The 26679-nt window shown below is 71.8% G+C and carries 28 protein-coding genes; 14 read left to right on the plus strand and 14 right to left on the minus strand.

Annotation, left to right across the window (positions count from 1 at the left end; translation table 11 throughout):
• Positions 1-146: 146 nt before the first annotated feature.
• A complete protein-coding gene (locus tag AB5J51_RS32660) occupies positions 147-1319 on the plus strand; it encodes an 8-amino-7-oxononanoate synthase (RefSeq protein WP_369779259.1) in 1173 nt (390 codons plus the stop codon).
• 4 nt (positions 1320-1323) lie between these two features.
• Here the strand turns inward: AB5J51_RS32660 and AB5J51_RS32665 are convergent, their stop codons facing one another.
• On the minus strand, positions 1324-1554 hold the full coding sequence (locus AB5J51_RS32665) for a DUF397 domain-containing protein (RefSeq protein WP_133898681.1): 231 nt from the start codon (positions 1552-1554) through the stop codon (positions 1324-1326).
• Positions 1555-1566: 12 nt separating this feature from the next.
• Positions 1567-2451: a helix-turn-helix transcriptional regulator gene (locus AB5J51_RS32670; protein WP_053790215.1), complete on the minus strand. Its 885-nt coding sequence runs from the start codon at positions 2449-2451 to the stop codon at positions 1567-1569.
• Between the two features lie 194 nt (positions 2452-2645).
• On the opposite strand from AB5J51_RS32670, the gene AB5J51_RS32675 reads away from it, so the two are divergent.
• The gene (locus AB5J51_RS32675) at positions 2646-3095 is read left to right on the plus strand and encodes an ATP-binding protein (RefSeq protein ID WP_053790214.1); all 450 of its coding nucleotides are present in this window, start codon (positions 2646-2648) and stop codon (positions 3093-3095) included.
• A gap of 5 nt (positions 3096-3100) precedes the next feature.
• Here the strand turns inward: AB5J51_RS32675 and AB5J51_RS32680 are convergent, their stop codons facing one another.
• On the minus strand, positions 3101-3490 hold the full coding sequence (locus tag AB5J51_RS32680) for a VOC family protein (protein ID WP_053790213.1): 390 nt from the start codon (positions 3488-3490) through the stop codon (positions 3101-3103).
• Positions 3491-3829: 339 nt separating this feature from the next.
• Here AB5J51_RS32680 and AB5J51_RS32685 point away from each other — a divergent pair, with 339 nt between their 5' ends.
• From AB5J51_RS32685 to AB5J51_RS32715, 7 genes are all read left to right on the plus strand, one after another.
• Entirely contained in the window at positions 3830-4132 is a 303-nt protein-coding gene (locus AB5J51_RS32685; protein WP_053790212.1) for an urease subunit gamma, read from the plus strand.
• A gap of 14 nt (positions 4133-4146) precedes the next feature.
• Entirely contained in the window at positions 4147-4458 is a 312-nt protein-coding gene (locus tag AB5J51_RS32690) for an urease subunit beta (RefSeq protein ID WP_030300159.1), read from the plus strand.
• A complete protein-coding gene (locus AB5J51_RS32695) occupies positions 4451-6172 on the plus strand; it encodes an urease subunit alpha (protein WP_053790211.1) in 1722 nt (573 codons plus the stop codon). Before AB5J51_RS32690 ends, AB5J51_RS32695 begins: the two co-directional genes overlap by 8 nt.
• A 30-nt stretch (positions 6173-6202) precedes the next feature.
• Positions 6203-6877, plus strand: coding sequence for an urease accessory protein UreF (locus tag AB5J51_RS32700; protein WP_053790210.1), 675 nt, complete (start codon positions 6203-6205; stop codon positions 6875-6877).
• Between the two features lie 55 nt (positions 6878-6932).
• Positions 6933-7619 carry an urease accessory protein UreG gene (ureG, locus tag AB5J51_RS32705; protein ID WP_053790209.1) on the plus strand — a complete coding sequence of 229 codons (687 nt, stop codon included), beginning with the start codon at positions 6933-6935 and terminating at the stop codon, positions 7617-7619.
• A gap of 119 nt (positions 7620-7738) precedes the next feature.
• Complete coding sequence (locus AB5J51_RS32710; RefSeq protein ID WP_240805140.1) at positions 7739-8467, plus strand: urease accessory protein UreD; 729 nt, start codon at positions 7739-7741, stop codon at positions 8465-8467.
• Positions 8468-8656: 189 nt separating this feature from the next.
• Positions 8657-10321, plus strand: coding sequence for an alpha/beta hydrolase (locus AB5J51_RS32715; RefSeq protein WP_053790208.1), 1665 nt, complete (start codon positions 8657-8659; stop codon positions 10319-10321).
• A gap of 37 nt (positions 10322-10358) precedes the next feature.
• On the opposite strand, the gene AB5J51_RS32720 is transcribed toward AB5J51_RS32715, so the two are convergent.
• The 6 genes from AB5J51_RS32720 to AB5J51_RS32745 all read right to left on the minus strand — a co-directional run bounded on the left by AB5J51_RS32720 (position 10359) and on the right by AB5J51_RS32745 (position 15914).
• On the minus strand, positions 10359-11069 hold the full coding sequence (locus AB5J51_RS32720) for a 1-acyl-sn-glycerol-3-phosphate acyltransferase (protein WP_053790207.1): 711 nt from the start codon (positions 11067-11069) through the stop codon (positions 10359-10361).
• A 364-nt stretch (positions 11070-11433) separates the two neighbouring features.
• On the minus strand, positions 11434-11592 hold the full coding sequence (locus AB5J51_RS32725) for a hypothetical protein (protein WP_166663198.1): 159 nt from the start codon (positions 11590-11592) through the stop codon (positions 11434-11436).
• 32 nt (positions 11593-11624) lie between these two features.
• On the minus strand, positions 11625-12587 hold the full coding sequence (locus tag AB5J51_RS32730) for a cytochrome c oxidase assembly protein (protein ID WP_369779261.1): 963 nt from the start codon (positions 12585-12587) through the stop codon (positions 11625-11627).
• 92 nt (positions 12588-12679) lie between these two features.
• Positions 12680-13705: a 6-phosphofructokinase gene (locus tag AB5J51_RS32735; protein WP_030300138.1), complete on the minus strand. Its 1026-nt coding sequence runs from the start codon at positions 13703-13705 to the stop codon at positions 12680-12682.
• 213 nt (positions 13706-13918) lie between these two features.
• Positions 13919-14647: a type 1 glutamine amidotransferase gene (locus tag AB5J51_RS32740; RefSeq protein ID WP_053790205.1), complete on the minus strand. Its 729-nt coding sequence runs from the start codon at positions 14645-14647 to the stop codon at positions 13919-13921.
• Between the two features lie 28 nt (positions 14648-14675).
• Positions 14676-15914: a MurT ligase domain-containing protein gene (locus AB5J51_RS32745; protein ID WP_053790204.1), complete on the minus strand. Its 1239-nt coding sequence runs from the start codon at positions 15912-15914 to the stop codon at positions 14676-14678.
• Between the two features lie 123 nt (positions 15915-16037).
• Between AB5J51_RS32745 and def the strand changes: the two genes are divergently transcribed.
• On the plus strand, positions 16038-16601 hold the full coding sequence (gene def / locus AB5J51_RS32750; RefSeq protein WP_030300132.1) for a peptide deformylase: 564 nt from the start codon (positions 16038-16040) through the stop codon (positions 16599-16601).
• Positions 16602-16831: 230 nt separating this feature from the next.
• On the opposite strand, the gene AB5J51_RS32755 is transcribed toward def, so the two are convergent.
• Positions 16832-17476, minus strand: a complete 645-nt coding sequence (locus AB5J51_RS32755) for a TetR family transcriptional regulator (RefSeq protein ID WP_030300130.1) — start codon at positions 17474-17476, stop codon at positions 16832-16834.
• A 214-nt stretch (positions 17477-17690) separates the two neighbouring features.
• Here AB5J51_RS32755 and AB5J51_RS32760 point away from each other — a divergent pair, with 214 nt between their 5' ends.
• The gene (locus AB5J51_RS32760) at positions 17691-18920 is read left to right on the plus strand and encodes an acyl-CoA dehydrogenase family protein (RefSeq protein ID WP_369779262.1); all 1230 of its coding nucleotides are present in this window, start codon (positions 17691-17693) and stop codon (positions 18918-18920) included.
• A gap of 30 nt (positions 18921-18950) precedes the next feature.
• Here AB5J51_RS32760 and AB5J51_RS32765 read toward each other — a convergent pair whose 3' ends face one another.
• Together AB5J51_RS32765 and AB5J51_RS32770 are read right to left on the minus strand one after the other, a co-directional pair.
• A complete protein-coding gene (locus AB5J51_RS32765) occupies positions 18951-19706 on the minus strand; it encodes a hypothetical protein (protein ID WP_053790233.1) in 756 nt (251 codons plus the stop codon).
• 82 nt (positions 19707-19788) lie between these two features.
• Positions 19789-20682, minus strand: a complete 894-nt coding sequence (locus tag AB5J51_RS32770) for an IS982 family transposase (RefSeq protein ID WP_369777534.1) — start codon at positions 20680-20682, stop codon at positions 19789-19791.
• A gap of 358 nt (positions 20683-21040) precedes the next feature.
• Here AB5J51_RS32770 and AB5J51_RS32775 point away from each other — a divergent pair, with 358 nt between their 5' ends.
• Positions 21041-21226, plus strand: a complete 186-nt coding sequence (locus tag AB5J51_RS32775) for a DUF5999 family protein (protein ID WP_053790202.1) — start codon at positions 21041-21043, stop codon at positions 21224-21226.
• 144 nt (positions 21227-21370) lie between these two features.
• Here the strand turns inward: AB5J51_RS32775 and AB5J51_RS32780 are convergent, their stop codons facing one another.
• Positions 21371-23473 carry an NB-ARC domain-containing protein gene (locus AB5J51_RS32780; RefSeq protein WP_369779264.1) on the minus strand — a complete coding sequence of 701 codons (2103 nt, stop codon included), beginning with the start codon at positions 23471-23473 and terminating at the stop codon, positions 21371-21373.
• Positions 23474-23557: 84 nt separating this feature from the next.
• Entirely contained in the window at positions 23558-24511 is a 954-nt protein-coding gene (locus tag AB5J51_RS32785) for a fibronectin type III domain-containing protein (protein WP_369779266.1), read from the minus strand.
• 200 nt (positions 24512-24711) lie between these two features.
• On the opposite strand from AB5J51_RS32785, the gene AB5J51_RS32790 reads away from it, so the two are divergent.
• The gene (locus AB5J51_RS32790; protein ID WP_053790200.1) at positions 24712-24906 is read left to right on the plus strand and encodes a hypothetical protein; all 195 of its coding nucleotides are present in this window, start codon (positions 24712-24714) and stop codon (positions 24904-24906) included.
• Between the two features lie 161 nt (positions 24907-25067).
• Positions 25068-26636: a hypothetical protein gene (locus tag AB5J51_RS32795; RefSeq protein ID WP_369779267.1), complete on the plus strand. Its 1569-nt coding sequence runs from the start codon at positions 25068-25070 to the stop codon at positions 26634-26636.
• The last annotated feature ends 43 nt before the right edge of the window (positions 26637-26679 follow it).

The raw sequence follows: 26679 nt of genomic DNA on the forward strand, positions 1-26679 counted from the left end.
CTGGACCACACGAGCACTCCCGGCCAAGGAGAGATCGCACAACATGGCCGGAACGGAGTGTGTGTATCGCCACACCTGGCACTTGGGTGACGGCCGTTAGGGTCAGGCACGCCTGTGGACAGCCGACAAAACACGAGGACCCGCCGATGCCCCAGCAGAGCCCCGAGCCCGAAGACGTGTTCGCCTGGATCGACGAAGCGGAGCGGGCCCGTGAGAAGGCCGGGCTCGTCCGGACGCTGCGCCCCCGCCCTGTGTCCTCGCCGCTGCTGGACCTCGCGAGCAACGACTACCTCGGCCTGTCCCGGCACCCCGAGACCGTGCGCGGCGCGCGCGAGGCGGCCGAGCGGTGGGGCGCCGGAGCCACGGGATCACGTCTGGTGACCGGTACGACCGAGCTTCATGCGGAGCTCGAGCGGGAGCTCGCGGCCTTCTGCGGGTTCGAGGCGGCGCTCGTCCTGTCCTCCGGATACGCCGCCAACCTGGCGGCCGTCACCGCGCTCAGCGACAGGGGCACCCTCGTCGTGTCCGACGCCGGCAACCACGCCTCGATCGTCGACGGCTGCCGGCTCTCGCGCGCCGGGACCGAGGTGATCCCGCATTCCGACCCGGACGCCGCGCGCAAGACGCTCGCCACCCACGAGGGCCGGGCGCTGCTGGTCAGCGACTCGGTGTTCTCCGTGGACGGTGACGCCGCCCCGCTTGCCGCGTACGCGGCCGCCTGCCGGGAGGAGGGTGCGGCCCTGGTCGTGGACGACGCCCACGGGCTGGGCGTACTGGGGGAGGGCGGCCGCGGAGCCCTGCACGCCGCCGGACTCGCGGGCGCGCCGGGGGTGGTCGCCACCCTCACGCTCTCGAAGTCCCTGGGCAGCCAGGGCGGAGCCGTGCTCGGTCCGGCCAAGGTGATCCGGCACCTCGTCAACACGGCGCGGACCTTCATCTTCGACACCGGGCTGGCACCGGCCGCCGCGGGTGCGGCGCTGGCGAGCCTGCGCCTGCTCCGGAGGGAACCGGAGCGCGCCGGCCGGGCCCGCGAGGTGGCCGACCGGCTGTACGGGCGGCTCACCGCGTCCGGCCTGACCGCGGCCCGGCCGGACGCGGCCGTGGTGTCGGTACGGGCCCCGTCGGCTTCGGCGGCACTGCGCTGGGCCGCCGACTGCCGCGAGGCAGGTCTGTCCGTGGGGTGCTTCCGTCCGCCGTCGGTGCCGGACGGCATCTCCCGGCTGCGGCTGACCGCACGGGCCGATCTCACGGGGGACGAGATCGACCGGGCCGTCGAGACGATCCTGGGGACCGCCCCGGCCGGAGCCACGGACCGCTAGGGCCTCACGCGAGTACGTCCACGTCAGCCCGTACGGATGCGAGGAAGCCGTCCCAGGCCGGCCCGGTGAAGAGCACGGCCGGGCCGTCCGTCCGCTTCGAGTCGCGGACGGCCATCAGGCCGCCGCCACCGAGCACGGCGGTTTCCACGCAGTTGTTCATTCCGGTGCTGCGGCTGCTCCGCCGCCACCGCGCGCTGATCAGAAGTCCGCTGGTGGAGAGGGGGGTTGCGGACACGGGGGTGCCTCCTTACGCGTCGTCAGCGAGTGAGCTGATGAGATCCGACGAGTCCTGGGGCGGGAGGGCGTGCGCCTGGATGGTGCGGAATGCGGCGCTGTACGCCTCGAGGTCTTCCTTCCGCTCCAGATAGAGGCTACTCGTCAAATGGTCGAGTACCACCACATCCAGATCGGCGATGTTCGGAAATGAGAAAATAACGAACGGTCCGGTCAGGCCGAGATGACCCCCCACGCTGAACGGAAGCACCTGCAACCGCACTTGGGGCAGCCGGGCCACCTGCACCAGATGCCGCAATTGCGCCGCCATCACCCCCGGGCCGCCGATCTGCCGCCGCAGCACCGCTTCGTCCAGCACGGCGCTCAGCTCCAGCGGGGGATCCGCCCGCAGTACCGACTGCCGGGCCAGCCGTACGTCGACCAGCGCGTCGACCTTGGGCTCCGGCAACCCGCCCAGCGCGGCCCGGGTCACCGCCCGCGCGTACTCCGGGGTCTGCAGCAGGCCCGGCACCACGGAGAGTTCGACCGTACGGGCCGAGCGGGCGCCGGCCTCCAGGCTGATGAAATCCCGGTACTCCTGCGGCAGCAGCCCCCGGTAGTCGTGCCACCACTGGCGGCCGCGCACGGCGTCGCCGCCGGGACCGGGGCCGGCCGCGGAGGCCGACAGGGCCTCCAGCAGCGCCCGCTGTTCGGGGCTGACGACCTCTGCGTAGACATCGAGGAGGAGGCGGATGTCCTCCGGTTTCACGCCACTGCGCCCTGTCTCGATGCGGCTGATTTTCGACTGGTGCCACCCCGCGATCCGGGCGGCCTCACCACTGGTGAGTCCGGTCCGGTCGCGCAGCGCGCGCAGTTCCTCGCCGAGCTTGCGCCGACGCACCGCGGGACCGTGCTGCATACCCGCCTCCTTCCACCGGCACAGCTCGCACCAGTCTGCCGTCCAAATACGCTCTTCCGTAGCAGAGTTCACTGCATTGAGCGACAGATATATGCAGATCTTGGGGGAACGGCAGCACTGGCGGGACGATGGGTGGCACTCTGGCGTCCAGCACAGATCCGGGGTTTCGCCCCGGTGGGAAAGGGACCGTCGCCATGGCAGACCACCAGGAAGCATCCGTCACTCTGCCGAGCGATCCCGCCTCGGTCGCCACAGCCCGCCGCTACGTCGCGGAGGTGCTCGGCGAATGGGGACTGCCCGACGAGGCCGACACCGCCGACAGTGTCCGGCTGATCGTCTCGGAGCTCGCCACCAATGCCGTGCAGCACACCTTCGGCCAGTCGCCAACCTTCACCGTGGACATCCGCCTCGAGCGCGCGGAGTGGCTCCGCGTCGGGGTGACCGACAGTCACCCGCGCTGGCCCAAGCGCCTCCCGGCCGCCGTCCAGCAGGACAACGGCCGGGGGATGGTCATCATCCGCTGGCTCACCGCCGAAGCGGGTGGCCGGCTCTCCGTCAGCCCCACCGAGGACGGCGGCAAGACCGTCTGGATCGCCCTGCCCTGGCCCGTCGGGGCCACCGCGAAGAGCATCACGGGCTGTTGAGCCGCTCAGCCCTGCCCGCGCTCCCCGGCACTGCGCTCGATGCACAGCTCGTTGCCCTCCGGATCGGCGAGCACGGCCCAGCCGGAGCCGTCCTCCCGGCGCCGGTCGTCGACCAGCTCCGCCCCGAGCCCGATGAGCCGCTCGACGGTCTCGTCCCGGGTGCCGGTGGGCGGCTGGATGTCCAGGTGGACCCGGTTCTTGACGGACTTGGCGTCCGGCACCCGGATGAACAGCAGCCCCGGGACCCCGGGCTGCGCCGGGTCCAGCAGGATCTCGTCGTCGCCCTCGACGTCGTCCGGGTGGATCGGGAAGCCGGTCACGGCCGACCAGAACTCGGCGATCTTGTACGGCTCGAGCGCGTCGAAGGTGATGTGGCGGACCGGGTTGACGAACATGCATCTCCTTGGGGGCGGGTGCTGCGGCAGCGGCCGCAGCACCACCGGTCCGGTCCGTATACGGAACCGGCTGCGGGCGGCCCGTGAGTTGAACCGGGTGCTTCCCCGAAACGTGGGTTAACGCGGCGGAAAAGCGCGGCGCCTAGCGTGGCGGGCACGGCATTCCGTCAATGATCACCCATACGCCGGTAAAGCGGCGGTGCTCGGGACGGAAAGCCTTTCTCTGCGTTGGGCAAGACATGCTTGGCTCGGATACGTGCAGGTCAACAAAGTGTTGAAGGTCGCTAGGGTCGGCCCGGCACGACGTCGATCTTGTCCTGGAAGCTTGGTGAGTTACGAGTGCAACTGACACCGCACGAGCAGGAAAGACTGCTCATCCACGTGGCCGCCGACGTGGCCGAGAAGCGCAGGGCGCGCGGGGTCCTCCTCAACCACCCCGAAGCGGTCGCCCTGATCACCTCGCACATCCTCGAAGGCGCCCGCGACGGGCGGACCGTGGCCGAGCTCATGGCCTCCGGCCGCACCGTGCTCGGCCGCGGCGAGGTGATGGAGGGGATCCCCGAGATGATCCATGACGTCCAGGTCGAGGCGACCTTCCCGGACGGCACCAAGCTCGTCACCGTCCACGACCCGATCGTCTGAAGGGGAGTACCCGCATGATCCCCGGCGAAATCGTCCACGGGGACGGTCCGGTGCGCCTCAACGAGGGCCGGCCCGTCACCCGTCTCACCGTGCTCAACGCCGCCGACCGGCCCGTCCAGGTCGGCTCCCACTACCACTTCGCCGAGGCCAACCCCGGCCTCGACTTCGACCGCCGGGCCGCCCGCGGGCTGCGGCTCAACGTCGCCGCCGGCACCGCCGTGCGCTTCGAGCCGGGCATCCCGGTCGCCGTGGAGCTCGTACCGCTGGGCGGGCTGCGCACCGTACCGGGCCTGCGCGGGGAGACCGGGGGGCCGCTCGATGGCTGAGCTCGACCGCCGCGCGTACGCCGACCTCTTCGGGCCCACCGTCGGCGACCGCATCCGCCTCGCCGACACGGACCTCTTCGTCGAGATCGAGCAGGATCTCAGCGGCGGCCCCGGACGCTCGGGCGACGAGGCCGTGTTCGGTGGCGGCAAGGTGATCCGCGAGTCCATGGGCCAGGCCCGGACCACCCGCGCCGAGGGCGCCCCCGACACCGTGATCACCGGAGTCGTCGTCCTCGACCACTGGGGCATCGTCAAGGCCGACATCGGCATCCGCGACGGCCGCATCTGCGGCATCGGCAAGGCCGGCAACCCCGACACGATGGACGGTGTGGATCCCGCACTCGTGATCGGCCCCGAGACCGAGATCATCGCGGGCAACGGGAAGATCGTCACCGCGGGCGCGATCGACGCCCACGTGCACTTCATCTCGCCCACCGTCATCGACGAGGCCCTCGCCTCCGGCATCACCACCCTCGTCGGCGGCGGCACCGGACCCGCCGAGGGCACCAAGGCCACCACCGTCACCCCCGGCCCCTGGCACCTCGCCCGGATGTTCGCGGCCCTGGAGTCCTACCCCGTCAACATCGGCCTGCTGGGCAAGGGCAACACCATGTCCCGCGAGGCCATGCACTCCCAGCTGCGCGGCGGCGCCCTCGGGTTCAAGATCCACGAGGACTGGGGGTCCACCCCCGCCGTCATCGACGCCTGCCTGAGCGTCTGCGACGAGACCGGCGCCCAGGTCGCCATCCACACCGACACCCTCAACGAGGCCGGATTCGTCGGCGACACCCTCGCCGCCATCGCCGGACGGACCATCCACTCGTACCACACCGAGGGCGCGGGCGGCGGGCACGCACCGGACATCATCACCGTGGTCTCCGAGCCGAACATCCTGCCCAGCTCCACCAACCCGACCAGGCCGCACACCGTCAACACCATCGACGAACACCTCGACATGCTGATGGTCTGCCACCACCTCAACCCGGCCGTTCCCGAGGACCTCGCCTTCGCCGAGTCCCGGATCCGGCCCACGACCATCGCCGCCGAGGACGTCCTGCACGACCTCGGAGCAATCTCCATCATCTCCTCCGACTCCCAGGCCATGGGCCGCGTCGGCGAGGTCGTGCTGCGCACCTGGCAGACCGCCCACGTGATGAAGAAGCGGCGCGGCTTCCTGCCCGGCGACGGACCCGCCGACAACCACCGCGCCCGCCGCTACGTCGCGAAGTACACGATCAACCCCGCCGTGGCCCAGGGGCTCGCGCGCGAGATCGGCTCGGTGGAGACCGGCAAGCTCGCCGACCTGGTGCTGTGGACGCCCGCCTTCTTCGGGGTCAAGCCCGAAACGGTCATCAAGGGCGGCCAGATCGCCTACGCCCAGATGGGTGATGCGAACGCCTCCATCCCCACCCCGCAGCCGGTGCTGCCCCGCCCGATGTTCGGCGGCCACGGCCGGGCTCCCGGGCTGAACTCGGTCAACTTCACCGCGCAGGCCGCCCTCGACGACGCACTGCCCGAACGGCTCGGACTCGGCAAGCAGTTCGTGGCCATCGAGAGCACCCGCAAGGTGAGCAAGGCGGACATGCGCAACAACGACGCCATGCCGAGGGTCGAGGTCGACGCCGACACCTTCACGGTCACCATCGACGGGGAGGCCGTGGAACCTGCGCCCGCGGCGGAACTGCCCATGGCCCAGCGCTACTTCCTGTTCTGACATGGGCCCCCTTCCGACGGGCGCGGCCCGATGAGCCTCGCCGCCCTGCTCGTGCTCGCCGACGGCCGCTTCCCCGCGGGCGGGCACGCCCACTCCGGCGGGGCCGAGGCCGCCTGCAAGGCGGGCCGGATCCACGACGCCGCCACCCTCGAGGAGTTCTGCCGCGGCCGGCTCCACACGGCCGGACTCGTCGCCGCCGCACTCGCCGCGGCCGCAGCACTCGGGCTCGACCCGGCCGTGCTCGACACCGCCGCCGACGCCCGTACTCCGTCGCCCGCGCTGCGCACCGCGGCGCGGCGGCTGGGCCGGCAGCTGCTGCGGGCCGCCCGGGCCACCTGGCCCGCCGCCGAACTCGACGCGCTCGCCGCGGCCTTCCCCCGCGGGGCGCACCAGCCGGTCGTGCTCGGGCTCGCCGCCCGGGCCGCCGGGCTGGGTCCGCTGGACGCCGCGCACGTGGCGGCGTACGAGAGCGTCGGCGGACCGGCGACCGCGACCGTGCGGCTGCTCGGCCTCGACCCGTTCGAGGCGAGCGGGGTTCTGGCCCGCCTCGCCCCCGAGCTCGACGCCGTCGCCGCCCGGGCCGCCCAGGCCGCGCACCGGGCACGGCTGGAGGGCCCGGACGCGCTGCCCGCGGCCTCCTCCCCGCTGCTGGACATCGCGGCACAGAGCCATGCCGACTGGCCGGTACGGCTCTTCGCCTCGTGACCGCCCCCTCACCGCTTCCCGACCGCCGCCTCCACGATCGACTCCGGAGACCCCCATGCATCTCGACCACGGCGTGACCTACCCCCAACGCCACACCCACAGCGCCGGGCCGGTACGGGCCGACGGCTCGCGCAGGGCCCTGCGGATCGGCCTCGGCGGACCCGTCGGCTCCGGCAAGACGGCCACGGTCGCCGCCCTCTGCCGCGCCCTGCGCACCGAGCTGTCCATGGCCGTCGTCACCAACGACATCTATACGCGGGAGGACGCCGAGTTCCTGCTCCGCGAGGCCGTCCTGCCGCCCGAGCGGATCAGCGCGGTGGAGACCGGTGCCTGCCCGCACACGGCCATCCGCGACGACATCTCCGCCAACCTGGAGGCGGTCGAGGAGCTGGAGGAGACGGTCGGCCCGCTCGACCTGATCCTCGTCGAGTCCGGCGGCGACAACCTCACCGCCACCTTCTCCCGCGGCCTCGTCGACGCCCAGATCTTCGTCATCGACGTGGCGGGCGGCGACGACATCCCGCGCAAGGGCGGCCCCGGCGTCACCACCGCCGACCTGCTCGTCGTCAACAAGACCGACCTCGCCCCCTACGTGGGCTCCGACCTGGACCGGATGGCCCGCGACGCCGCCGAGCAGCGCGGCGAACTGCCCGTCGCCTTCCAGTCGCTGCGCGGCGAGGACGGCGTGGCGCCGGTGGCCGCGTGGGTGCGCGAGCGGATCGCCGCCTGGGCCGCCCGGTGAGCCCTACGGCGGCCTCCGCGCCTCCCGCCGCCCCGCCGGCCCCGGCTCCGCCCGACCCGGCCCCGCCGGCCCCGGCCCGGCCCGCCCCTGCTCCGGCCGGCGTACGGGCCACCGCCCGGATCTCCGCCGTCGCCGACGGCCGCGGCGGTACCGCCCTGCCGCTGCTGGCCGGTGAGGGACCGCTCGCGCTGCGCCGCACCCGCGGCACGCCCGCCGAGGCCGGGGTGATGCTGGTCGGCGCGATGAGCGCCCCGCTCGGCGGGGACCACCTCACGGTGGAGGCCTCCGTCGGCCCCGGGGCCCGCCTCGCCCTGGCCTCGGCGGCCGCCACCCTGGCGCTGCCAGGCCGCGGTGGTGAGCCCGCGCGGTACGACGTACGGCTGACCCTGGCCGAGGACGCGGCGCTGCGGTGGCTGCCGGAGCCGCTGGTCTCCGTACGCGGCAGCGACCTGCGGGTGCACACCCGGGCCGAACTCGCCCCCACGGCCCGGCTGCTGCTGCGCGAGGAGCAGGTGCTGGGCCGGACGGGGGAGGAGCCGGGCCTGCTGCGCAGCAGGCTCGCCGTGAGCCGGGGCGGGATCCCGCTGCTGGACCAGGAGCTGGCCTGCGGTCCGGGAGCACCCGGCGGCTGGGACGGGCCGGCGGGGCTGGCGGGACATCGGGCGCTCGGTCAGCTCCTGGTCGTGGACCCGGCATTCGCCGTCTCGCCGCCCGCCGCCGCGGTGCTCGGGGAGTTCGCGGCCGTCACTCCGCTGGCCGGTCCCGCAGTCCTCGTGACGGCGCTGGCACCGGACGCGCTGCGGCTGCGCGAGGTACTCGACGCGGCGTGGCACACCTACGGCTGGTAACTGCCGAGCAAACCTGGGACGAATGCGACACCGCTCAGCGGTACACGCCTTTCCGGTTATCGGGTTGGCAAAGAACGCGACCTTGGTCTGTTGTCAGGTGTACGTCAGACGAAAGGATCCACCTGCACAGACACTGCACCGACCAACCCGGCCTCCTCCGGCCGGGCCTGACGCAGGGGGAACAACCACGTGATACGCACTGCAGCGCTGGGGAGCGCTGCCACTCTGATCACCGGAGCGCTGGCCGCGGGCCTGCTGCTGGCCCCGCCGGCCGCCGCCGCTCCGGCCAGCCAGAACAGCGGGCTTCCGGAGGCGCTGGGCGTCCAGCTCGCCGCCGCCCGCGCCGCCGCCACCGGGGTCGAGTGGAAGGACTGCCCGGCGGACTGGGGCTTCGAGGCCCCGATCCAGTGTGGCTGGGTCAAGGTTCCGCTCGACTACTCGAAGCCGTTCGGCAAGACGATCGACCTCGCGGTCGACCGCGCCGTCAGCACCGGCACCAAGCAGGAGCGCCAGGGCGCGCTCCTCTACAACCCGGGCGGCCCCGGCGGTTCCGGCATGCGCTTCCCGCGCCGGGTCACCACCAAGTCCCCCCTCTGGGTGAACACCGCCAAGGCGTACGACTTCGTGGGCTTCGACCCCCGCGGCGTCGGCCACTCGGCGCCGATCTCGTGCGTCGACCCGCAGGAGTTCGTCAAGGCTCCCAAGGCCGACCCGGTCCCGGACACCAAGGCCGACAAGAACGCCCAGCGCAAGCTCGCCGCGGAGTACGCGGACGGCTGCAAGGAGCGCAGCGGCGACATGCTGCCGTACATGACCACGCCGAACATCGCGCGTGACCTGGACGTCATCCGTGCCGCCCTCGGCGAGAAGAAGCTGAACTTCATCGGCGTCTCCTACGGCACCTACATCGGCGGGGTCTACGCGACCCTGTTCCCGACCCACGTGCGCCGCATGATCGTCGACAGCGTCGTCAACCCGGCGCAGGAGAACATCTGGTACGAGGCGAACCTCGAGCAGGACGTCGCCTTCCAGATGCGCTGGAACGACTGGCAGGACTGGGTCGCCAAGAACGACAACGTCTTCCACATCGGCGACACCCGCGCCAAGGTCGAGGCCAAGTGGCAGGAGCTGCGCGCCAAGGCCAAGGCCAACCCGCTCGGCGGGGTCGTCGGCCCGGCCGAGCTCATCGGCTTCTTCCAGGGCGCCCCGTACTACGACTCCTCCTGGGTGCCCGTCGCCCAGGCGTTCAGCGCGTACGTGGCCGGTGACGAGAAGCCGCTGATCGAGGCGATCTCGCCGGACATGTCCGACATCAAGGGCAACATCGCCTCGGAGAACGGCAACGCGGTCTACACCGCGGTCGAGTGCGCCGACGCCAAGTGGCCGACCAGCTGGGCCAAGTGGGACAGGGACAACAGCAAGCTGCACGAGAAGTACCCGTTCCTGACCTGGTCCAACGCGTGGATGAATCTCCCCTGCGCGACCTGGAAGTCCAAGCAGAGCACGCCGATCGAGGTCGGTGCCAAGCGCGGCCTGGCCCCGGTCCTGATCGTCCAGTCCGAGCGTGACGCGGCCACGCCGTACAAGGGTGGCGTCGAGCTGCACCGCCGCCTCGCCGGCTCGCGCCTGATCACCGAGCAGAACGCCGGCTCGCACGGTGTCACCAGCCTGGTGAACCCCTGCATCAACACCCGGGTGGACGCCTACCTGCTCGAGGGCAAGGTAGACGCCGCGGACGTGAAGTGCGGTCCGCACGCCACTCCGGTCGCCCCGGCCCCGGCCACCGCGAAGTCGCTCGCCGCGGCCCCGTCGTCGGCCCTGCCGGCGCTGGAGGAACTGCCGGCCGTCCGCTAAGGCAGACGGCACGGCACGTCACAGCACGGGAGAAGGCTCAGCGCGTCTTGCGCCGGGCCTTCTTCCGCGCTTCCTCCGCCTCCGCCTTGACCTCGGCGGCGTACCGGTCGACGTACTCCTGGCCGGACAGCTCGAGGACGGCGTACATGATCTCGTCGGTCACGGCCCGCAGCACGGCCCGCTCGCCCTCCAGCCCCGCGTACCGCGAGAAGTCGAGCGGCCGGCCGAAGCGGATCGTCACGCGCCGGATGTTCGGGATCTTCTGACCGGGCGGCTGGATCTCGAAGGTGCCGACCATCGCGCACGGTACGACGGGCACCCCGGCCCCGAGCGCCATCGCGGCCACGCCCACCTTGCCCTTGTACAGCCGCCCGTCGTGGGAGCGGGTGCCCTCGGGGTAGATGCCCAGCAGCTCGCCCTTGGCCAGTACCCCGAGCCCCTCGCGCAGCGCGGCCTGTCCGGCGTCCTTGCCCGAGCGGTCCACCGGGATCTGCCCGGCGCTGCGGAAGAAGAACGCGGTCAGCCGGCCCTTCACCCCGGGGCCGGTGAAGTACTCGGCCTTCGCGAGGAACGTGATCCGGCGTTTGAGGATGGCGGGCATCAGGAAGTGGTCCGAGAAGGACAGGTGGTTGCCCGCGATGATCGCGGCCCCTTCCGGCGGGATGTTCTCCAGTCCCTCGATGCGCGGGCGGAACAGCAGCCGCAGCAGCGGACCGAGCAGCACGTGCTTGAGCAAGTGGTAGAACACCGGGGCGTTTTCCCTTCACCTGGCGGTCGGGTCAGTGTGCCGTACACGGTGCCAGATGGGCATGGCGAACCAGAAAGGACGCGACGCCCCAGAGGGCGAGCCTCTCCGCATGTGCACGAGCCGGTTCTTGCCCATCGAGTCGCACACGAGCCGGTGCAGGGTGGGCTCCTCCTCTCCCGGTTCGGCGTGCTCTGCGTCGTCTTTGCCCTTGGACATGGGGTTCCTCCAGGCCGTGGGGGGCGTCACAGGGAACTTTCGCTGCCCTATAGAACGGACGGCGTTGCCGGGAGTTCATGTGGAGGCCGATCGGAATCGGCCAAAAGCGCCGGGCCAGAGGAGGGGAAGGTGGTGCGGGTGCGCCGGTTCAGGTCTTGCGGGACGCGGCCATGCCGGCGGTCAGCAGGCCGAGGACCACCCAGGCGAACCACAGCCAGCCGTTGCTGCCGAGGGCCACGGAGTACGTGGCGACGGCCACCAGAGAGGCGAAGGTCATGACGGCCATCGCCTTAACGGATCCGGTCATGCCCCATGGTCGCGCGCGAAGGTGCTCCTCCGCTACTGGCCACGCGCTTGGAGCGAGGCGAGATAGGAGTTGTACGCCTCCAGCTCCTGGTCGCCGTCGCGGTCCGCGGCCCGGTCCGCGCGCTTCGCCGCCCGCTGCTCGGAGTGGTACCACTGGTAGACCAGCGCGATCAGCACCAGCACCGACGGGATCTCGCTGAAGGCCCAGGCGATGCCGCCGCCCCACTGCTGGTCGAGCAGCGGGTCGATGCCGAGGGAGGCCGGCGGGTTCGCGTACGTCTTGATCATCGGCTGGCTCGCCATCATGACGGCGATTCCGAAGAAGGCGTGGAACGGCATGCCGGCGAAGAGCTCCAGCATCCGCATCACGTAGCCGGGGCGGTGCGGGCCCGGGTCCACGCCCATGATCGGCCAGAAGAAGATCAGGCCGACGGCCAGGAAGTGCACCATCATGCCGATGTGCCCGGCCTTGCTTTCCATGAGGAAGTCGAAGAGCGGCGTGAAGTAGAGGGCGTAGAGGCTCGCGATGAACATCGGGATGGTGAACACGGGGTGCGTGATCACCTTCATGTAGCGGCTGTGCAGCAGCATCAGCAGCAGCTCGCGCGGTCCCTTGCGGCCGCGGGCGGCGGGCGGGAGCGCGCGCAGCGCCAGCGTCACCGGAGCGCCCAGCAGCAGCAGGATCGGCGAGAGCATGCTGATGACCATGTGCTGGACCATGTGCACGCTGAACATGACCATGCCGTAGTCGTTCAGCTTGGTGCACATCATGAGGGCGATGCTCAGCACGCCGGAGGTGAAGGCGATGGTCCGGCCCAGCGGCCAGGCGTCCCCGCGGCGGCGCAGCCGCACCACACCCCACAGGTACAGGCCGAGGCCCACGAGCGAGCCGATCAGGAAGAAGGCGTCGAAGGAGAACTCCAGCCCGCGCCCGAGAGTGAACGGCGGCAGGTCCATGTCCATGTGCATGTCCATGCCGTGACCGCTGTGATCCATCAGTTCACTCCCTTGACCCGTGGTGCCCCACCACAGTAGTGCCGCCCCCGGACGCGGACTCGTCCGGGGGTCGGGTCAGAAGGGGGGAAACGTCACAGAACGTTCTGCGCCTCGTCGTACCGCTCCGCCGGGACCGTCTTGAGGGTCTGTACGGCGTCGGCGAGCGGGACCATCTCGATCTCGGTACCGCGCAGCGCGGTCAGCATCCCGAACTCGCCGCGGTGCGCCGCCTCGACCGCGTGCCAGCCGAAGCGGGTGGCCAGGACCCGGTCGTACGCGGTGGGCGTGCCGCCGCGCTGGACGTGGCCCAGGATGACCGGGCGGGCCTCCTTGCCCAGGCGCCGCTCCAGCTCGACCGCGAGCAGGTTGCCGATGCCGGCGAAGCGCTCGTGGCCGTACTGGTCGGTGCCGCCGTCCTGGAAGTCCATGGAGCCGGCGCGCGGCTTGGCACCCTCGGCGACCACGACGATCGCGAACCGCTTGCCCGCGGAGAAGCGCTCGCCGACGATCGCCGTCAGCTCGTCGATGTCGAAGGGGCGCTCCGGGACGACGATGGCGTGCGCGCCGGCCGCCATGCCCGAGTGCAGGGCGATCCAGCCGGTGTGGCGGCCCATGACCTCCACGACCATCACGCGCTGGTGGGACTCGGCGGTGGTCTTCAGCCGGTCCAGCGCCTCGGTGGCGACCCCGACGGCGGTGTCGAAGCCGAACGTGACGTCCGTCGAGGCGATGTCGTTGTCGATCGTCTTCGGGACGCCGACGATCGGCAGACCGGCCTGCGAGAGCAGGTTCGCGGCCTTGAGGGTGCCCTCGCCGCCGATCGGGATGATGGCGTCCAGGCCGAGGTCGGCGACGTGCCCGCGGGCCCGCTCCACGCCGTCGCGCAGGTGCGCGGGCTGCACCCGCGAGGAGCCCAGGATGGTGCCGCCGCGGGCCAGGATGCCCGCCACGGCGTCGAGGTCCAGCTTGCGGTAGTCGCACTCCAGCAGGCCGCGCCAGCCGTCGTGGAAGCCGATGACCTCGTCGCCGTGGTCGACGACGGCGCGGTGTACGACGGAGCGGATGACGGCATTGAGGCCGGGGCAATCGCCACCGGAAGTGAGCACACCAATGCGCATGGCAGGAAGACCTTTGCAACGTGGGCCGACGACCGGACCACGTCGTCCGGTTGGAACTACGGCCACCCTACAAGTGGTGGAGAGGTGGACCGAACCATCCTCCACATGCTGGTCATGCTCGTCGTACGAAACCACGTCGGCCCGGTTCCCCCTAGGGAAAACCGGGCCGAACACATGATGGCGGGGCCGCCCCGATGAGCGGCCCGCGCGCTGCTACGCGGGCTGCGTCGCCGCCGAGATGCGCTCGGCGCGCAGCGCCTCGTACCACCGGTCGTCGATGGGCGGCAGCGCGTTCACGTCGAGGGCCAGCTTCAGCAGCAGGTCCGCGATCTGCGGGTTGCGGGCCATCACGGGGCCGTGCATGTACGTGCCGAAGACCGTGTCGTTGTACGCGCCCTCGGTGCCGTCGCCCGTGCCGTTGCCGCGACCCAGGACGGTGCGGGCGAACGGCTTCGCGGACGGGCCGAGGTGCGTGACGCCCTGGTGGTTCTCGAAGCCCGTCAGCTGCGGCAGGTTCAGGCGCGGGTCGATGTCGGCGAGGACGTCGCCGACGCACCGCTCGCCCTCGCCGCGCACGGTGACCACGTCGAGCAGGCCCAGGCCCTCCTGGCGCTCGCCCATGTCGTTGACGAACTCGTTGCCGAGGATCTGGTAGCCGGCGCAGACGGAGAAGACGATCGCCCCGTTCGAGACGGCCCGCTCCAGACCGCCGTCGCGCAGCAGACGCTCCGCGGCGAGCCGCTGCGGCCGGTCCTCACCGCCGCCGATCAGGTAGATGTCACCCGAGGTGGGAATGGGCTGGTCGCTGCGCACGTCCACGCGCTGCACGTCCAGGCCGCGCTGGCGCGCCCGGCGCTCCACCACGAGGGCGTTGCCCTGGTCTCCGTACGTGCTCAGCAGGTCGGGGTAGACCCACACCAGACGCAGGCTGTTGTCGCTCATGCTCTTGTGTCCTCTGGAGGTATGAGTACTAGTTGCCGACGCGGCGGCGCACGTCCTGGAAGGCGGTGTAGTTGGCGATCAGCTCGATCTGCCCGGGCGGCGCCAGCTGCACGGCTTCGTCGAGGGTCTCGCACACCCGGAAGTCCAGGCCCGCGACCTCGAGCCGGACCGCGAGGTCCAGCTTGCGGTCACCGATCACGAAGATCGGGTGGCCGGCCAGGCGCGGGTAGTCCACGTCCCACAGCCAGGAGGTGTCCGTGCCGTCGGCGCCGCGCGCGTTCACCGAAAGGATCACCGGGGTCGGCGGCGGGTCGATCAGCGAAAACGTTTCGAGCCAGCCCGCCGGGTTCTTGGCGAGCAGCAGGCGCAGCTCACGGCCCTGGAAGTTCACCACGTCGTAGCGGCCGGCGACGGCCTGCACCTGGTACATCCGCTCCAGCGCGACCTGCGGCGGGACGCCGAAGACGGCGGCCACGGCGGCCGAGGTGGCGGCGTTCGCCTTGTTCGCGCGGCCCGGCAGCTGGAGGTGGATCGGCCAGGCCGAGCCGTGCGGGTCCAGCACGTGGTCCCCGGACAGCACCCAGCTCGGGGTGGGGCGCCGGAAGCCGCACTCGCCGCAGAACCAGTCGTCGCCGGGGCGCTGCATGACGCCACCACAGGAGGGGCACGACCAGGCGTCGTCCTTCCACTCCTGGCCGGCGGCGACCCACACCACGTTCTGCGAGGAGGAGGCCGACCACACGATGAGCGGGTCGTCGCAGTTCGCGACGATGACGGCCTTGGAGCCCTGGAGCCCCTCGCGCCACTTCTCCGCGAGCATGCGGGTCTCGGCGGCGCGGTCCAGCTGGTCGCGGGAGAGGTTCAGCAGGGCGATCACCTTGGGGGTGACGTCCCGGGCGACCCCGGCGAGGTACTTCTCGTCCACCTCGATGACGCCGTACTTGGCGTCCGAGCCGCCCGCGAGGGCGGAGGTGATGCCGGCCGGCATGTTGGCGCCGAGGGCGTTGGAGACGACCGGACCGCTGGCCCGCAGGGCCTCGGCGATCAGCCGGGTCGTCGTGGTCTTGCCGTTCGTCGCGGAGACGAGGACGACGTCGAGATGCTGCGCGAGCGCTCCGAGAAGATCGGGGTCGAGTCTGAGTGCGACCTTGCCACCGATCACCGATCCGCTTCCGCGTCCCGCGGCCCGCGACACCGCCGCCGCGGCCTTGCCCGCCGTCACGGCCAGCTTGGCCCGCGGCGAAAGCGGCTCTGTGTTGCCTGCCATCGTCCCTTGTCCTCCTTGCGTCGGTCGGCCCCAGCCTATCCAGTACCGGCAGGGGCCTTGACCGCGGCGCCCCCGGGGCGCCGCAGATCTCCTCATATATTCGCCCGTCGTACCCTTACGGCCATGCGACAGCGCCCCATTCCCGGTACCACCGGCCTCGTCCGCACCATGAGCCTGCTGGGCGATCCGGTGCTCCACTCGGCCTGCGCGGAGGTCACCGAATTCGGCCCGGCCCTCGACCGGCTCATCGAGGACATGTTCGCGACGATGTACGCCGCCGAGGGCGTCGGCCTCGCCGCGAACCAGATCGGCGTCGGACAGCGGGTGTTCGTCTACGACTGCCCCGACGACGAGGACGTGCGCCACGTCGGGCACATCGTCAACCCGCGCCTGGTGGCGGCCGACGGGGACGAGTTCCGCGGCCCCGAGGGCTGCCTGTCGCTGCCGGGTCTGGAGGCGGGCACGGTCCGGTACGACCGCGCGGTCGTCGAAGGGGTCACCTCCGACGGCGCGCCCGTACGGATCACCGGCACGGGGTTCTTCGCCCGCTGCCTCCAGCACGAGTGCGACCACCTCGACGGCACGGTCTACGCGGACCGGGTCACCGGGCTGCGCGCCCGGCGGCTGCGACGGGCGATCCGCAAGACCCCGTGGGGTGCGCGGGCCGCTGCGGCCGCGCAGAACTGAGCGGGGGTCCCCGGCCGGGGACCCCGTCCGCTAGGGGGTGTCGTCAAAGTCCCTCCCCCAGCTACCGCTGGGAGGTGCCCCCAGGCCGGCGGGGTCTGGCACGCGCGCTCGCGGCGTTGTCGTCGGTCGACGACGCGAGCGTCGCCTCCCTCCTCCGCCTTGCGATCACACGCACCAGACCCCGCCGGCCCCGCCCTCACGGGCGGACGACGCTACTTTGACGACACCCCCTAGAAGCCCGGGCCGTCCAGGCGGTTGCCGGCGGTGGCCAGCCGGCCCCACAGCAGGTCGGTGAGTCCGGTGACCAACTCCGCACGCTCGCACGGCCGCTCGCCGAGCCACCAGTCGCCGGCGGCGTGCATCATGCCGACGATTCCGTGGCCCCAGATGCGGGCCAGGCGTTCGCCGCCGGGGCCGAGGTCCACCCGCTCGCCGATCACCTGGGCGAGCTCCTCGCCGAGCCGGCGCAGCAGCGGGGCCGAGTGCAGGCCCACGTCGAAGCCGCGCTCGGCGGCGTGCGAGTCCTCGGCCGGGTGCATCAGGAACCGGTACACCTGCGGGCGGGCCTCGATGGCCGTGAGGTAGGTGTCGAGGGTGGACTCCACCCGGCTGCGGCGTTCGGCCGGGGCGTCGAGCGCGGCCCGCAGCGAGTCGAGCAGGGCGTCGGTGTGCCGCACGGCGAGGGCCTGGTAGAGCCCCGCCTTGTCGCCGAAGTGCCGGTAGAGGATCGGCTTGGTGATGCCGGCCTCCGCCGCGATGGCGTTCATGGAGGCCTTGGGGCCGTCCCGGAGGACGACCCGGTCGGCCGCTTCGAGCAGCTCCCGCCTGCGGCGCTCGGCCGCTCCCGGTTCGCCGGCCTGCTGAGTGGTCTCCATGACGTGTTTCTCTCCCCGCCCTTGCGATGGTGCGTGACGCCCACGCAACGTAACACCCCGCACACCCTCGCGAAGGAATCGGCCGTCCCGCGGACGCCCCGCGGGCGGCTCGGAGGCGGCCCTGCTTGACAGTGCTTACTCGTCGGTAACAGACTGTGGCCACCGTAAGGGTTACCGCTAGTAACGCACTGGTGGATGCACAGCTGGAGGGGACATGGCGGAGTTCACCATGGAGCTCAATGACGACCAGAAGCAGGTACGGGACTGGATCCACGGCTTCGCTGCCGACGTGATCCGGCCCGCAGCCGCGGAATGGGACGAGCGCGAAGAGACTCCGTGGCCCGTCATCCAGGAGGCCGCGAAGGTCGGCATCTACTCGCTGGACTTCTACGCCCAGCAGTTCTTCGACCCTACCGGCCTCGGCATCCCGATGGCCATGGAAGAGCTGTTCTGGGGTGACGCGGGCATCGCCCTGTCGATCGTGGGCACCGGGCTCGCCGCCATCGGCGTCGTCGCCAACGGCACCGAGGAGCAGATCGGCACCTGGATCCCGCAGATGTACGGCACCCCGGACGACGTCAAGGTCGCCGCCTTCTGCTCCTCCGAGCCGGACGCCGGATCCGACGTCGGCTCGATGCGGACCCGGGCCGTCTACGACCAGGCCAAGGACGAGTGGGTGCTCAACGGCACCAAGACGTGGGCGACCAACGGCGGCATCGCCAACGTCCACATCGTCGTCGCCGTCGTGGACCCGGAGCTCGGCTCGAAGGGCCACGCCTCCTTCATCGTGCCGCCGAACACCCCGGGCCTGTCCCAGGGCCAGAAGTTCAAGAAGCACGGCATCCGCGCCTCGCACACCGCCGAGGTGGTCCTGGAGGACGTGCGCGTGCCCGGCTCCTGCCTGCTCGGCGGCAAGGACAAGCTGGACGAGCGCCTCGCGCGGGCCCGCGAGCGGGCCAGGGCGGGCGGCGGCGAGCGGGTGAAGAACGCGGCCATGGCCACCTTCGAGGCCTCCCGCCCGGCGGTCGGCGCCATGGCCGTCGGCACCGCGCGCGCCGCGTACGAGGTCGCCCTCGACTACGCCAAGACCCGTACGCAGTTCGGCCGCCCGATCATCGACAACCAGGGCGTGGCCTTCCAGCTCGCCGACATGCGGACCTCCATCGACGCGGCCCGGCTGCTGGTGTGGCGGGCCTCCTGGATGGCGGTCGCGGGCAAGCCCTTCACCTCGGCGGAGGGCTCGATGTCGAAGCTGTTCGCGAGCGAAGTCGCAAAGAAGGTCACCGGTCAGGCGGTCCAGATCCTCGGCGGCAACGGCTTCACCCGCGAGTACCCCGTGGAGCGCATGCACCGTGACAGCGCGATCTACACGATCTTCGAGGGCACCAGCGAGATCCAGCGCCTGGTGATCGCCCGCACGATCTCGCAGATGCCGATCCGCTAGCCGGGCCGCCGTGCCTCACGCGTGTGTCCGTCAGTGCACGGGCGTGAGGCACAGCGAGTGGGCGCCCTCGACCCACTTCTCGGGGACGCTGATCAGGTCGCCGTCGGCACAGTCCGCGCCGCCGGTGCCCCGCTGCTTGGTGACCAGGTACTTGGCCAGCGGGGAACCGCAGGCCTCCGGAACCAGCTTCTCGTTGCGCAGCTTGTCCGCGTCGCGCACGCACGTCCCGACGGCCGGGCCGGTCGGCAGCTCGTCGTCCCCGGCCATCAGGCCCAGCAGCACGAGGAGGGGCGGAGTGAAGGCGATGAGCACGGTCGCCGCGAGGAAGACCAGCGCCGGCGGGCGGCGCCACAGCGGCTTGCCGGGGCGCAGTGAGGGCAGGATGCCGCCCGCCGGGGGAGCGAGCTTGACGAAGCGCGAGCGCGCTCCGAGGTTCAGCAGCACGGTCACCGGCGTGATGAACACCGACAGCGGACCCCACCAGCCCTGCCACAGGGTGTCCGCGGACATCGTGCGGTAGGTGGCGAGCCCGCAGTCGCGGCAGAACGGCCCCTCCTGGCGCAGGAAACGCATCAGGACGAACATGCCCTGGTGCCCTCGTACGGTGGCCTGCACGGCGGGCCCGGCCCCGCACACGCGGCAGCCGTACGGGGCCTGCGGCATAGGTGGGTGGCCGTACGGGCCCGCCTGCTGCGGCACGCCGTAGGGGCCCTGGGGGCCGCCCTGCTGCGGGGCGTACGGGTGGTGGTACGGGCCGGCGCCGTGCTGCGGTGGCGGAGTGGCCACGGATGTCTCCTCGGGTCTCGCGGTGAACACCGGGCGGTCGGTGATCAACCGGCACCCTAGACGAGTAAGTCCGAAGTGCTGGTCAGTGGTCGTAGGCGATGAGTGACCTGGTTAACGGTGTTCCGTTGGCCCGGTTGTGCCAGATCGCCGCGGTCAGGGCCAGGATCCGTTGCCCGACGCGGGCCAGGACTCCGGCTGGGGTCCTGGCTCCGTGGCGTTCGAGGTCGAGCTGGCCCTTGAGGGTGTCGTTGACCGACTCGATCAGCTGGCGGACCGGCTTGAGCAGGTGCTCGCCGGGCCGCGGTGTGCGGTTGCGGTAGCTGGGCCGGAGCAGGGTCAGGCCGTGGTCGGTCATGAAGGCGTCGAGGTGCTTGGAGACGTAGCCCTTGTCGCCGATGACGGTCTGCCCGGGGTGGGTGGCCAGCAGATCGGCGTCCTGGGTGAGCATGCCGGCCAGGACTTCCCGCTCGTCCGTTTTCGGGTTGGCCAGGGCCCAGGCGACCGGGAGTCCGCCGGGGGTGCAGAGCAGGTGCAGGCGAAGACCCCAGAAGAACCGCGAGTGCGAGGGGCAGTAGGAGTAAGCGGCCCAGCCGGCCAGGTCGGACCGCTTGACGGTGGGCCGGGACCGGGCGCACTCCACCGGGGTGGAGTCCACGATCCACACGTCGTCGTGCCACAGATCGGTGTCCCGGGCCAGGGTTCGGATGAACCGGCCGATCAGTCTGTTCGCGGCCCGCAGGCGCTTGTTGTAGCCGGACTGCCCGGGCAGGTAGGGGAACTCGGCGGCCAGATGGCAGCGAGCGAAACGCAGCCACCTGGCCTCGGAGACGAAGCCGAGCACGGCCTGCATCACCGCGAGCGTCAACAGCTCGGCATCCGTCAGCCTCGGAGGACGGCCCGGCCGCCGCGTTCCTGCCAGAGAGTCATCGATCCTCACGTACAGTGCTGTCGCGAGGGTTTCGAGGTTTGTCGTCACAAGCGAACTAACGAGACCCTCGCTTCATGCGCTCGAAGACTTCGGACTTACTCGTCTAGCCCGCGCGGCGGCCGCGGCAGCCGGACGCGGATCTGCGCCGGACGTGATCCCGCCCACGCCCGTGCGCCCCCTGAACACCGTTGCGGGGCACGGAGGCCGCCCCCTCCAAGGGACGCCGGGTGAACGAACCGGATACCGGGCATGAGCGCATGGTGAGCGGGCATACACACCCTGAACTGGACCCTTGAAATGGGTTCCGTCCGGGGGCGGCGATCAGTAATACTCACCGCCACCGTGGATCGCGGATTCGACCGGGTGACCACCGGCCCTCCCGCCCCACTTTGCGAGGAGGTGCGCCATGTGCTCCCACCAGCCCCCCTGCCCGTCCGCCGACAGCGCCGATCACGACGCCGCCCGCACCGTGGCCTTCCACCCCGAACAGGGCTGGAGTCTGCTCTGCAACGGCCTGGTGATCTTCGACGATACCGGTGAGCTGCTCCCCGACGGCCGCGTGGTGGAACCCCGCCGCCCGGCCCTGGTCTGAGCGAGGAGGCCGCATGCGCCAGCAGCTGATCCGCAAGCCCGTCCCCAAGCCCGCACCCCGAGACCTGGACCTGCGCACACCGTCGGGCAGACCCCTCCCGTACTGACGGGAGCTCCGACGTTACGCGGCCCCACCGGCTGGACTTCAGCCGGTGGACGCCGCCGCACCACCCAGGAACGCGGCCTCGTAGGCCTCGTCGCCGATCGCCGCGCGGGCCTGCCGCTCGCCCCGGTCCCGCAGGGCCGTCAGCGAGGGTGAGCCCATCTGCGGCCGGCCGACCGTGCGCCACCAGGCGTGCCCGGTGCCCAGCAGCCGCGCCGCGAGCTCCCCGTCGCCCAGCGCCGCCACCGCCGCCGCGAGCATGTCGAGGCCCAGAGCTATCCCGAACCGGTCGCCGAGCAGCCGCTTGCCCGAGAGCATCGCCCGTACGTGGCGTGCCGCCTCCCCGTGCTGGCCGAGCCCGAGCGCCGCGACCGCCAGCACGTAGTCCGCGTACGCCCGCAGCCAGCGCTCGCCCAGCTCCGCACACGCCTCGCGCAGCCGCCGCGCCTCCTCGGCGGCCTCCTCGAAGCGTTCCAGGTCGCACAGGGCGTAGCTGGTGGCCAGCCGGCACAGGAGCCAGCCCGGGCCGCTGGTCCGCCCGCCGTGCCCGCCCCGTGCCCGGGGCCCCGCCAGCTCCAGCGCCCGTACGGGATCCCCGGGCATCAGCACCGACACCGCGTGGAGATAGGCCGCGCGCAGCTCCGGCTCGGGATCCGCCAGCCGGGCCGCCGCGCGGGTGCACTCCGCGCCCAGCTCCCGGGCCGCGTCCATGTCCCCCTGGAGCAGGGCGGTCAGCCCGAGGGCCCATACGGCCTGGGCGTACGCGGCACCCGTGCCCGGGGCCGTTTTCAGCGCCCGTTCCAGGAAACCCCGGCCCTCGTGGACGTGCCCGCACGAGAACCAGAAGAACCACAGCGCCCCCGCCATTTCGAGCGCGGCCGCCGGGTCGGCGGCGAGGAGGTGCTCCAGCGCCGTCCGCAGCTGCGAGTGCTCGGCGGTCATCCTGCGGTACCAGTCCACCTGGTCCGGGCCCAGCCAGCCCCGGTCGGCGGCCTGGGAGAGTGCCGCGTACCAGTGGGCGTGCCGGTCGGCGACCGTGTGCACCTCGCCGAGTTCGGTCAGCCAGTCGTGGCCGTACTCGCGGATGGTGTCCAGCATCCGGTAGCGGGTGCCCGCGCCGCGCTCCCGGCTGCGCCGCACGACGGACTTCGCGACCAGCCCCGCCAGCACCCGCTCCACCCGGGAGGCGGGCAGCGGGCCGCCCGAGCACACCGCCCGGGCCGCGGCGACGTCGAAGTCCCCGGTGAAGACGGACAGCCGGGCCCACAGCAGCCGTTCCACCGGCTCGCACAGCTCGTGGCTCCAGCCGATCGCGGTCCGCATCGTCCGGTGCCGGGGCTGGAGCACGGGCCGGGTGTCGGACAGCACGGCGAAGCGGGCGCCCAGGCGCTGCGCCGTCTGCTCCAGGGTCCACAGGCGCAGCCGGGCGCCGGCGAGTTCCAGCGCCAGCGGGATCCCGTCGAGGCGCCGGCAGACCTCGGCCGCGAGCTCGGCCCGTTCGGGGTCCTCGAAGGCGGCCGCGGCCTGCGGGGTCGCGGCCACGGCGCGGGCGCGGAACAGGGCGAGTGCGTCGCTGTCGGGTCCGTCGCAGGGCAGCGGGCAGACCTCGACGACCTTCTCGCAGGGGCTGGCGAGCGCTTGCCGGGAGGTGACCAGGACCGTCAGTCCCGGTGCGGACTGGAGGAGTTCACCCACGAGGTGGCGGCACTCGGCCACCATGTGCTCGCAGGTGTCGAGGACGAGGAGCAGCTCCTTGTCGGCCACCCACGCGCACAGCTCCTCGTCGAGGGGGCGGGCGGAGTGGTCGGCCAGACCGACGGCGTGGGCGACGGTCATGGTGAGCAGGCCGGGATCGCGCAGCGGCGAGAGATCCACCCACCAGACCCCGTCGGGCCGGGCCTGTTCGGGGTCGGTGACGGCCCGCAGGGCGAGCCGGGACTTGCCGACGCCGCCCACCCCGGTGAGGGTGGTCAGCCTGCGGGAACGCAACAGGCAGTGCAGTTCGGCGAGTTCGTTCTCCCGGCCGATGAAGCCCGCCGGGTCGGGCGGCAGGTTCCCCGGCAGGGCGCCGGGAGCCGGCTCGGGATCGCCGTCGGCCTCCGCGGAATCCGACTCTTTGCTGTTGAACGCGTACTCACCGAACACGGATGTATTGTGCGCGATCTTCTTGTCCGGTAGTGCCGTTCGGTCCGTTTTGCTGTCACGTTGCCGGGACATCGGCCGGCCGCCTCACGGCACGAGTACGATGCGCCGTTCCGCGGAGAACGCTCCCCAGTTGCCGTCGGGCAGGCGGGCGCGCAGCTTGAGCGTCCACTGCGTGCCGGCGGGCTCGGTCACCGTGAGCCGGTGCTCCACCCCGGCGGCCCCGGACGGGGGCACGGCGCCGGCGCCGAACTGGATGACGGTCACGGGCCGTCCGTTGACGTGGAGTTCGTACTCGCCGGTCGGGCGGCCGGTGTCCGGCGCGGTCCAGGTCAGCGTGACGGCGCCGGGCGAGGCGGTCGCGGTGAACTCGGCGGGGGCGGTGCCCGGCCCCTGGCCGGCGGACGGCGGGGTGGTCACGTCCACCGCCGGGCCGTCGGGGGAGGAGTTGTCCGCGCCGTCGCGGGCGCGGACGGTGAAGGTGTAGACGGTGTCCGGCTGGAGGCCGGTCAGGGTGGTGCCGGTCTCGGTGGGGCCGGCCGTGTGGATCCGGATGCCGCCCTGGTAGACGTCGTACGCGGTCACGCCCGTGTCGTCGGTCGCGGCAGCCCAGGACAGGGTGGCGGCCCGGGGCCCGTCGGCCCGGCCCGTGGTGCGGGCGGGGGCGCTGGGGGCCTGGCGGTCCTCGGCCTTGGCCGCCGGGGTGGTGGCCGCGGCGGCCGCGCTCGGGGCGGAGGCGTTGCCGGCGGCGTCCCGGGCCCGGACCGTGAAGGCGTAGGCGGTCTGCGGGGTGAGGCCGGTGATGTCCACCATCGTCTTGTCGGCCGGGAGTTCGCGCACCAGCCGGCCCGCCTGGAACACCTGGTAGCCGGTCACCCCGTCGGCCGGGGCCGCCGCCTGCCACATGACGTGCACGGAGGTGGCGCTGCCGGCCTGCGCGGTGATCCCGGCAGGGGCTGCCGGCGGCCGGGTGTCGGCCGCGGTGCAGGCGGCGAGTCCGGTGGCGGCCAGGAGGACGAGCAGGGGGGCGGTGCGTCGCACGGGGCCCTCCTCGACGTCCGCTTCCTCGTAAAGGTCTAGACATATATGGCACGGGCGTGGGCGGCAGGGCAAGCCCCGGGGAGAGATCGTCAAGCACGGATCGCCCGTCACGGACGGTCAACACCCGTACGGCGGACACGGGTTTCGCCCGAAGGCACCCCTTCCTGCGCCACGATGGGCGCCGCTCTCAGGAGGTATCGATGGTGATTTCGCTCTCCGTGGTCGTGCTGCTCCTCGTCCTCGCATGGATCTTCATGCGCAGCGGCGGCCTCAAGTTCTCCCACGCCCTCGTCTGCGCGCTGCTCGGCTTCTACCTCGCGAGCAGCAGCATGGCGGCAACCATCCACGACGGTCTGTCGGCCACCGCCCAAGTGGTCTCGGGCCTGCGCCCGTAGGCGCCCGTGGGCCGGCGGCCGGTCCGGCTTGATCGACTGTTGCGCCTTCGTGAATCATCCGGCTCTTCCATGGACTCCTCATGCGGTGCGATCTAGCGTCTGGCGGCGGCGCGATGTCATACGCACTGTCAATAAAACTGAAGAGAACGGAGGAAGTCCGGATGTTCCGAAGAGCGCTGAACTGCGCCGTGGTCCCCGCCCTCATCGTGTTCACGGCGATGTACGGGATCTCCCCGGCGCAGGCAGAGCAGATACCCCAGGCCCCCGGCCACCGGCTGGTCAGCCACTACGACGGCGCCCCCGCGGCCGCCGCCCCGCTACCCGGCGAAGCCCCGCCCCAGCACCCCTTCCTCGCGCCCAACGGCCGCAGCGGCATGCACTCCGACGCCGGGGGCAGCGCCACCTTCCCCTGGTCCGGTCCGCTCGGCAAGAACCCGAGGGTGACCAGCGAGAAGATCGCGGCCCTCGGCGGCGAATGCGCCACCGCCACCTTCGACGCGGGCGGCAGGCTGGTCACGGTGTGCGGCACCTTCTCCGGCTTCAAGGTCAAGCTCCTCGACCCCCGTACGCTGGCCACGCTCGCGGAACACCAGCTCCCGCAGCGTTCCTCGACGGTCGAGGCGATCACCTCCCTCGACTTCTCGAAGATCTTCAAGGACACCTCGGGCGGCGCCTACTTCTACCTCGACAACGAGGACCGGGCCGTCCTGGCCGACTCCCGCCAGCACATCCTGCGCCTCTCGCACACGCAGCAGCCGGACGGCAGCTGGGCGTTCGCCGTGGACGACGACTGGGACCTCACCGGCCAGGTCCCGCACGACTGCGTCACCTGGACCAACCTGCGGCCCAGCGGCACCTGCGACCCCGTGACCTCCGTGATGCCCGACTGGAACGGCCGCATCTGGTGGGTCACCCGCCAGGGCAGGGTGGGCACCGTGGACCCGCAGACCTCGCAGATCCGCTCGATCCGGCTTCCCGGCGAGGAGATCCAGAACTCCTTCTCGGTCGCCGAGGACGGTGTGTCGATCGTCTCCGACCACGCCCTCTACAGCTTCCGCGCCGCCGCCGACGGCACCCCCGAGGTGCAGTGGCGCCAGACGTACGACCGCGGTACGGGAACCAAACCGGGCTCCGTGAACCAGGGTTCGGGAACCACCCCGGACCTGTTCGGCGACGGCTACGTCGCCATCACCGACAACGCCGACGACCGCATGAACGTCCTGGTCTACCGGCGGGGCGCGGACGTGCCGGCCGACCGGCGGCTGGTCTGCACGGTCCCGGTGTTCGCCAGCGGCGCCTCGACCACCGACAACTCCCTGATCACCTGGGGCAACAGCATCGTCGTCGAGAACAACTACGGCTACGAGAACCTCACCAGCCTGCTGCTCGGCAAGTCGGTCGTCGGCGGCGCCAGCCGGATCGACGTCCGCGCCGACGGCAGCGGCTGCGACACGGTGTGGCAGAGCGGCATCCGCGCGCCCTCCGTCGTCCCGAAGCTGTCCACCGCGAACGGGCTGCTCTACTTCTACGAGAAGGAGCCCAACGCCTGGGGGATCGACGCCTGGTACCTGACGGCGGTGGACTTCCGCACCGGCGAGCGCCGCTGGCGGCAGCTGACCGGCACCGGCCCCCTGTACGACAACAACTGGGCGCCGATCACCCTCGGCCCCGACGGCACGGCGTACGTCGGCGTCTTCAACGGCATCGTCGCGGTCCGCGACGGCGGCTGAGGCCGGGCCCGCAGCGGCCCCGGCCGGCACGCGATCCGTGTCG

The organism is Streptomyces sp. R33 (assembly GCF_041200175.1).
GTDB lineage: Bacteria > Actinomycetota > Actinomycetes > Streptomycetales > Streptomycetaceae > Streptomyces > Streptomyces katrae_B.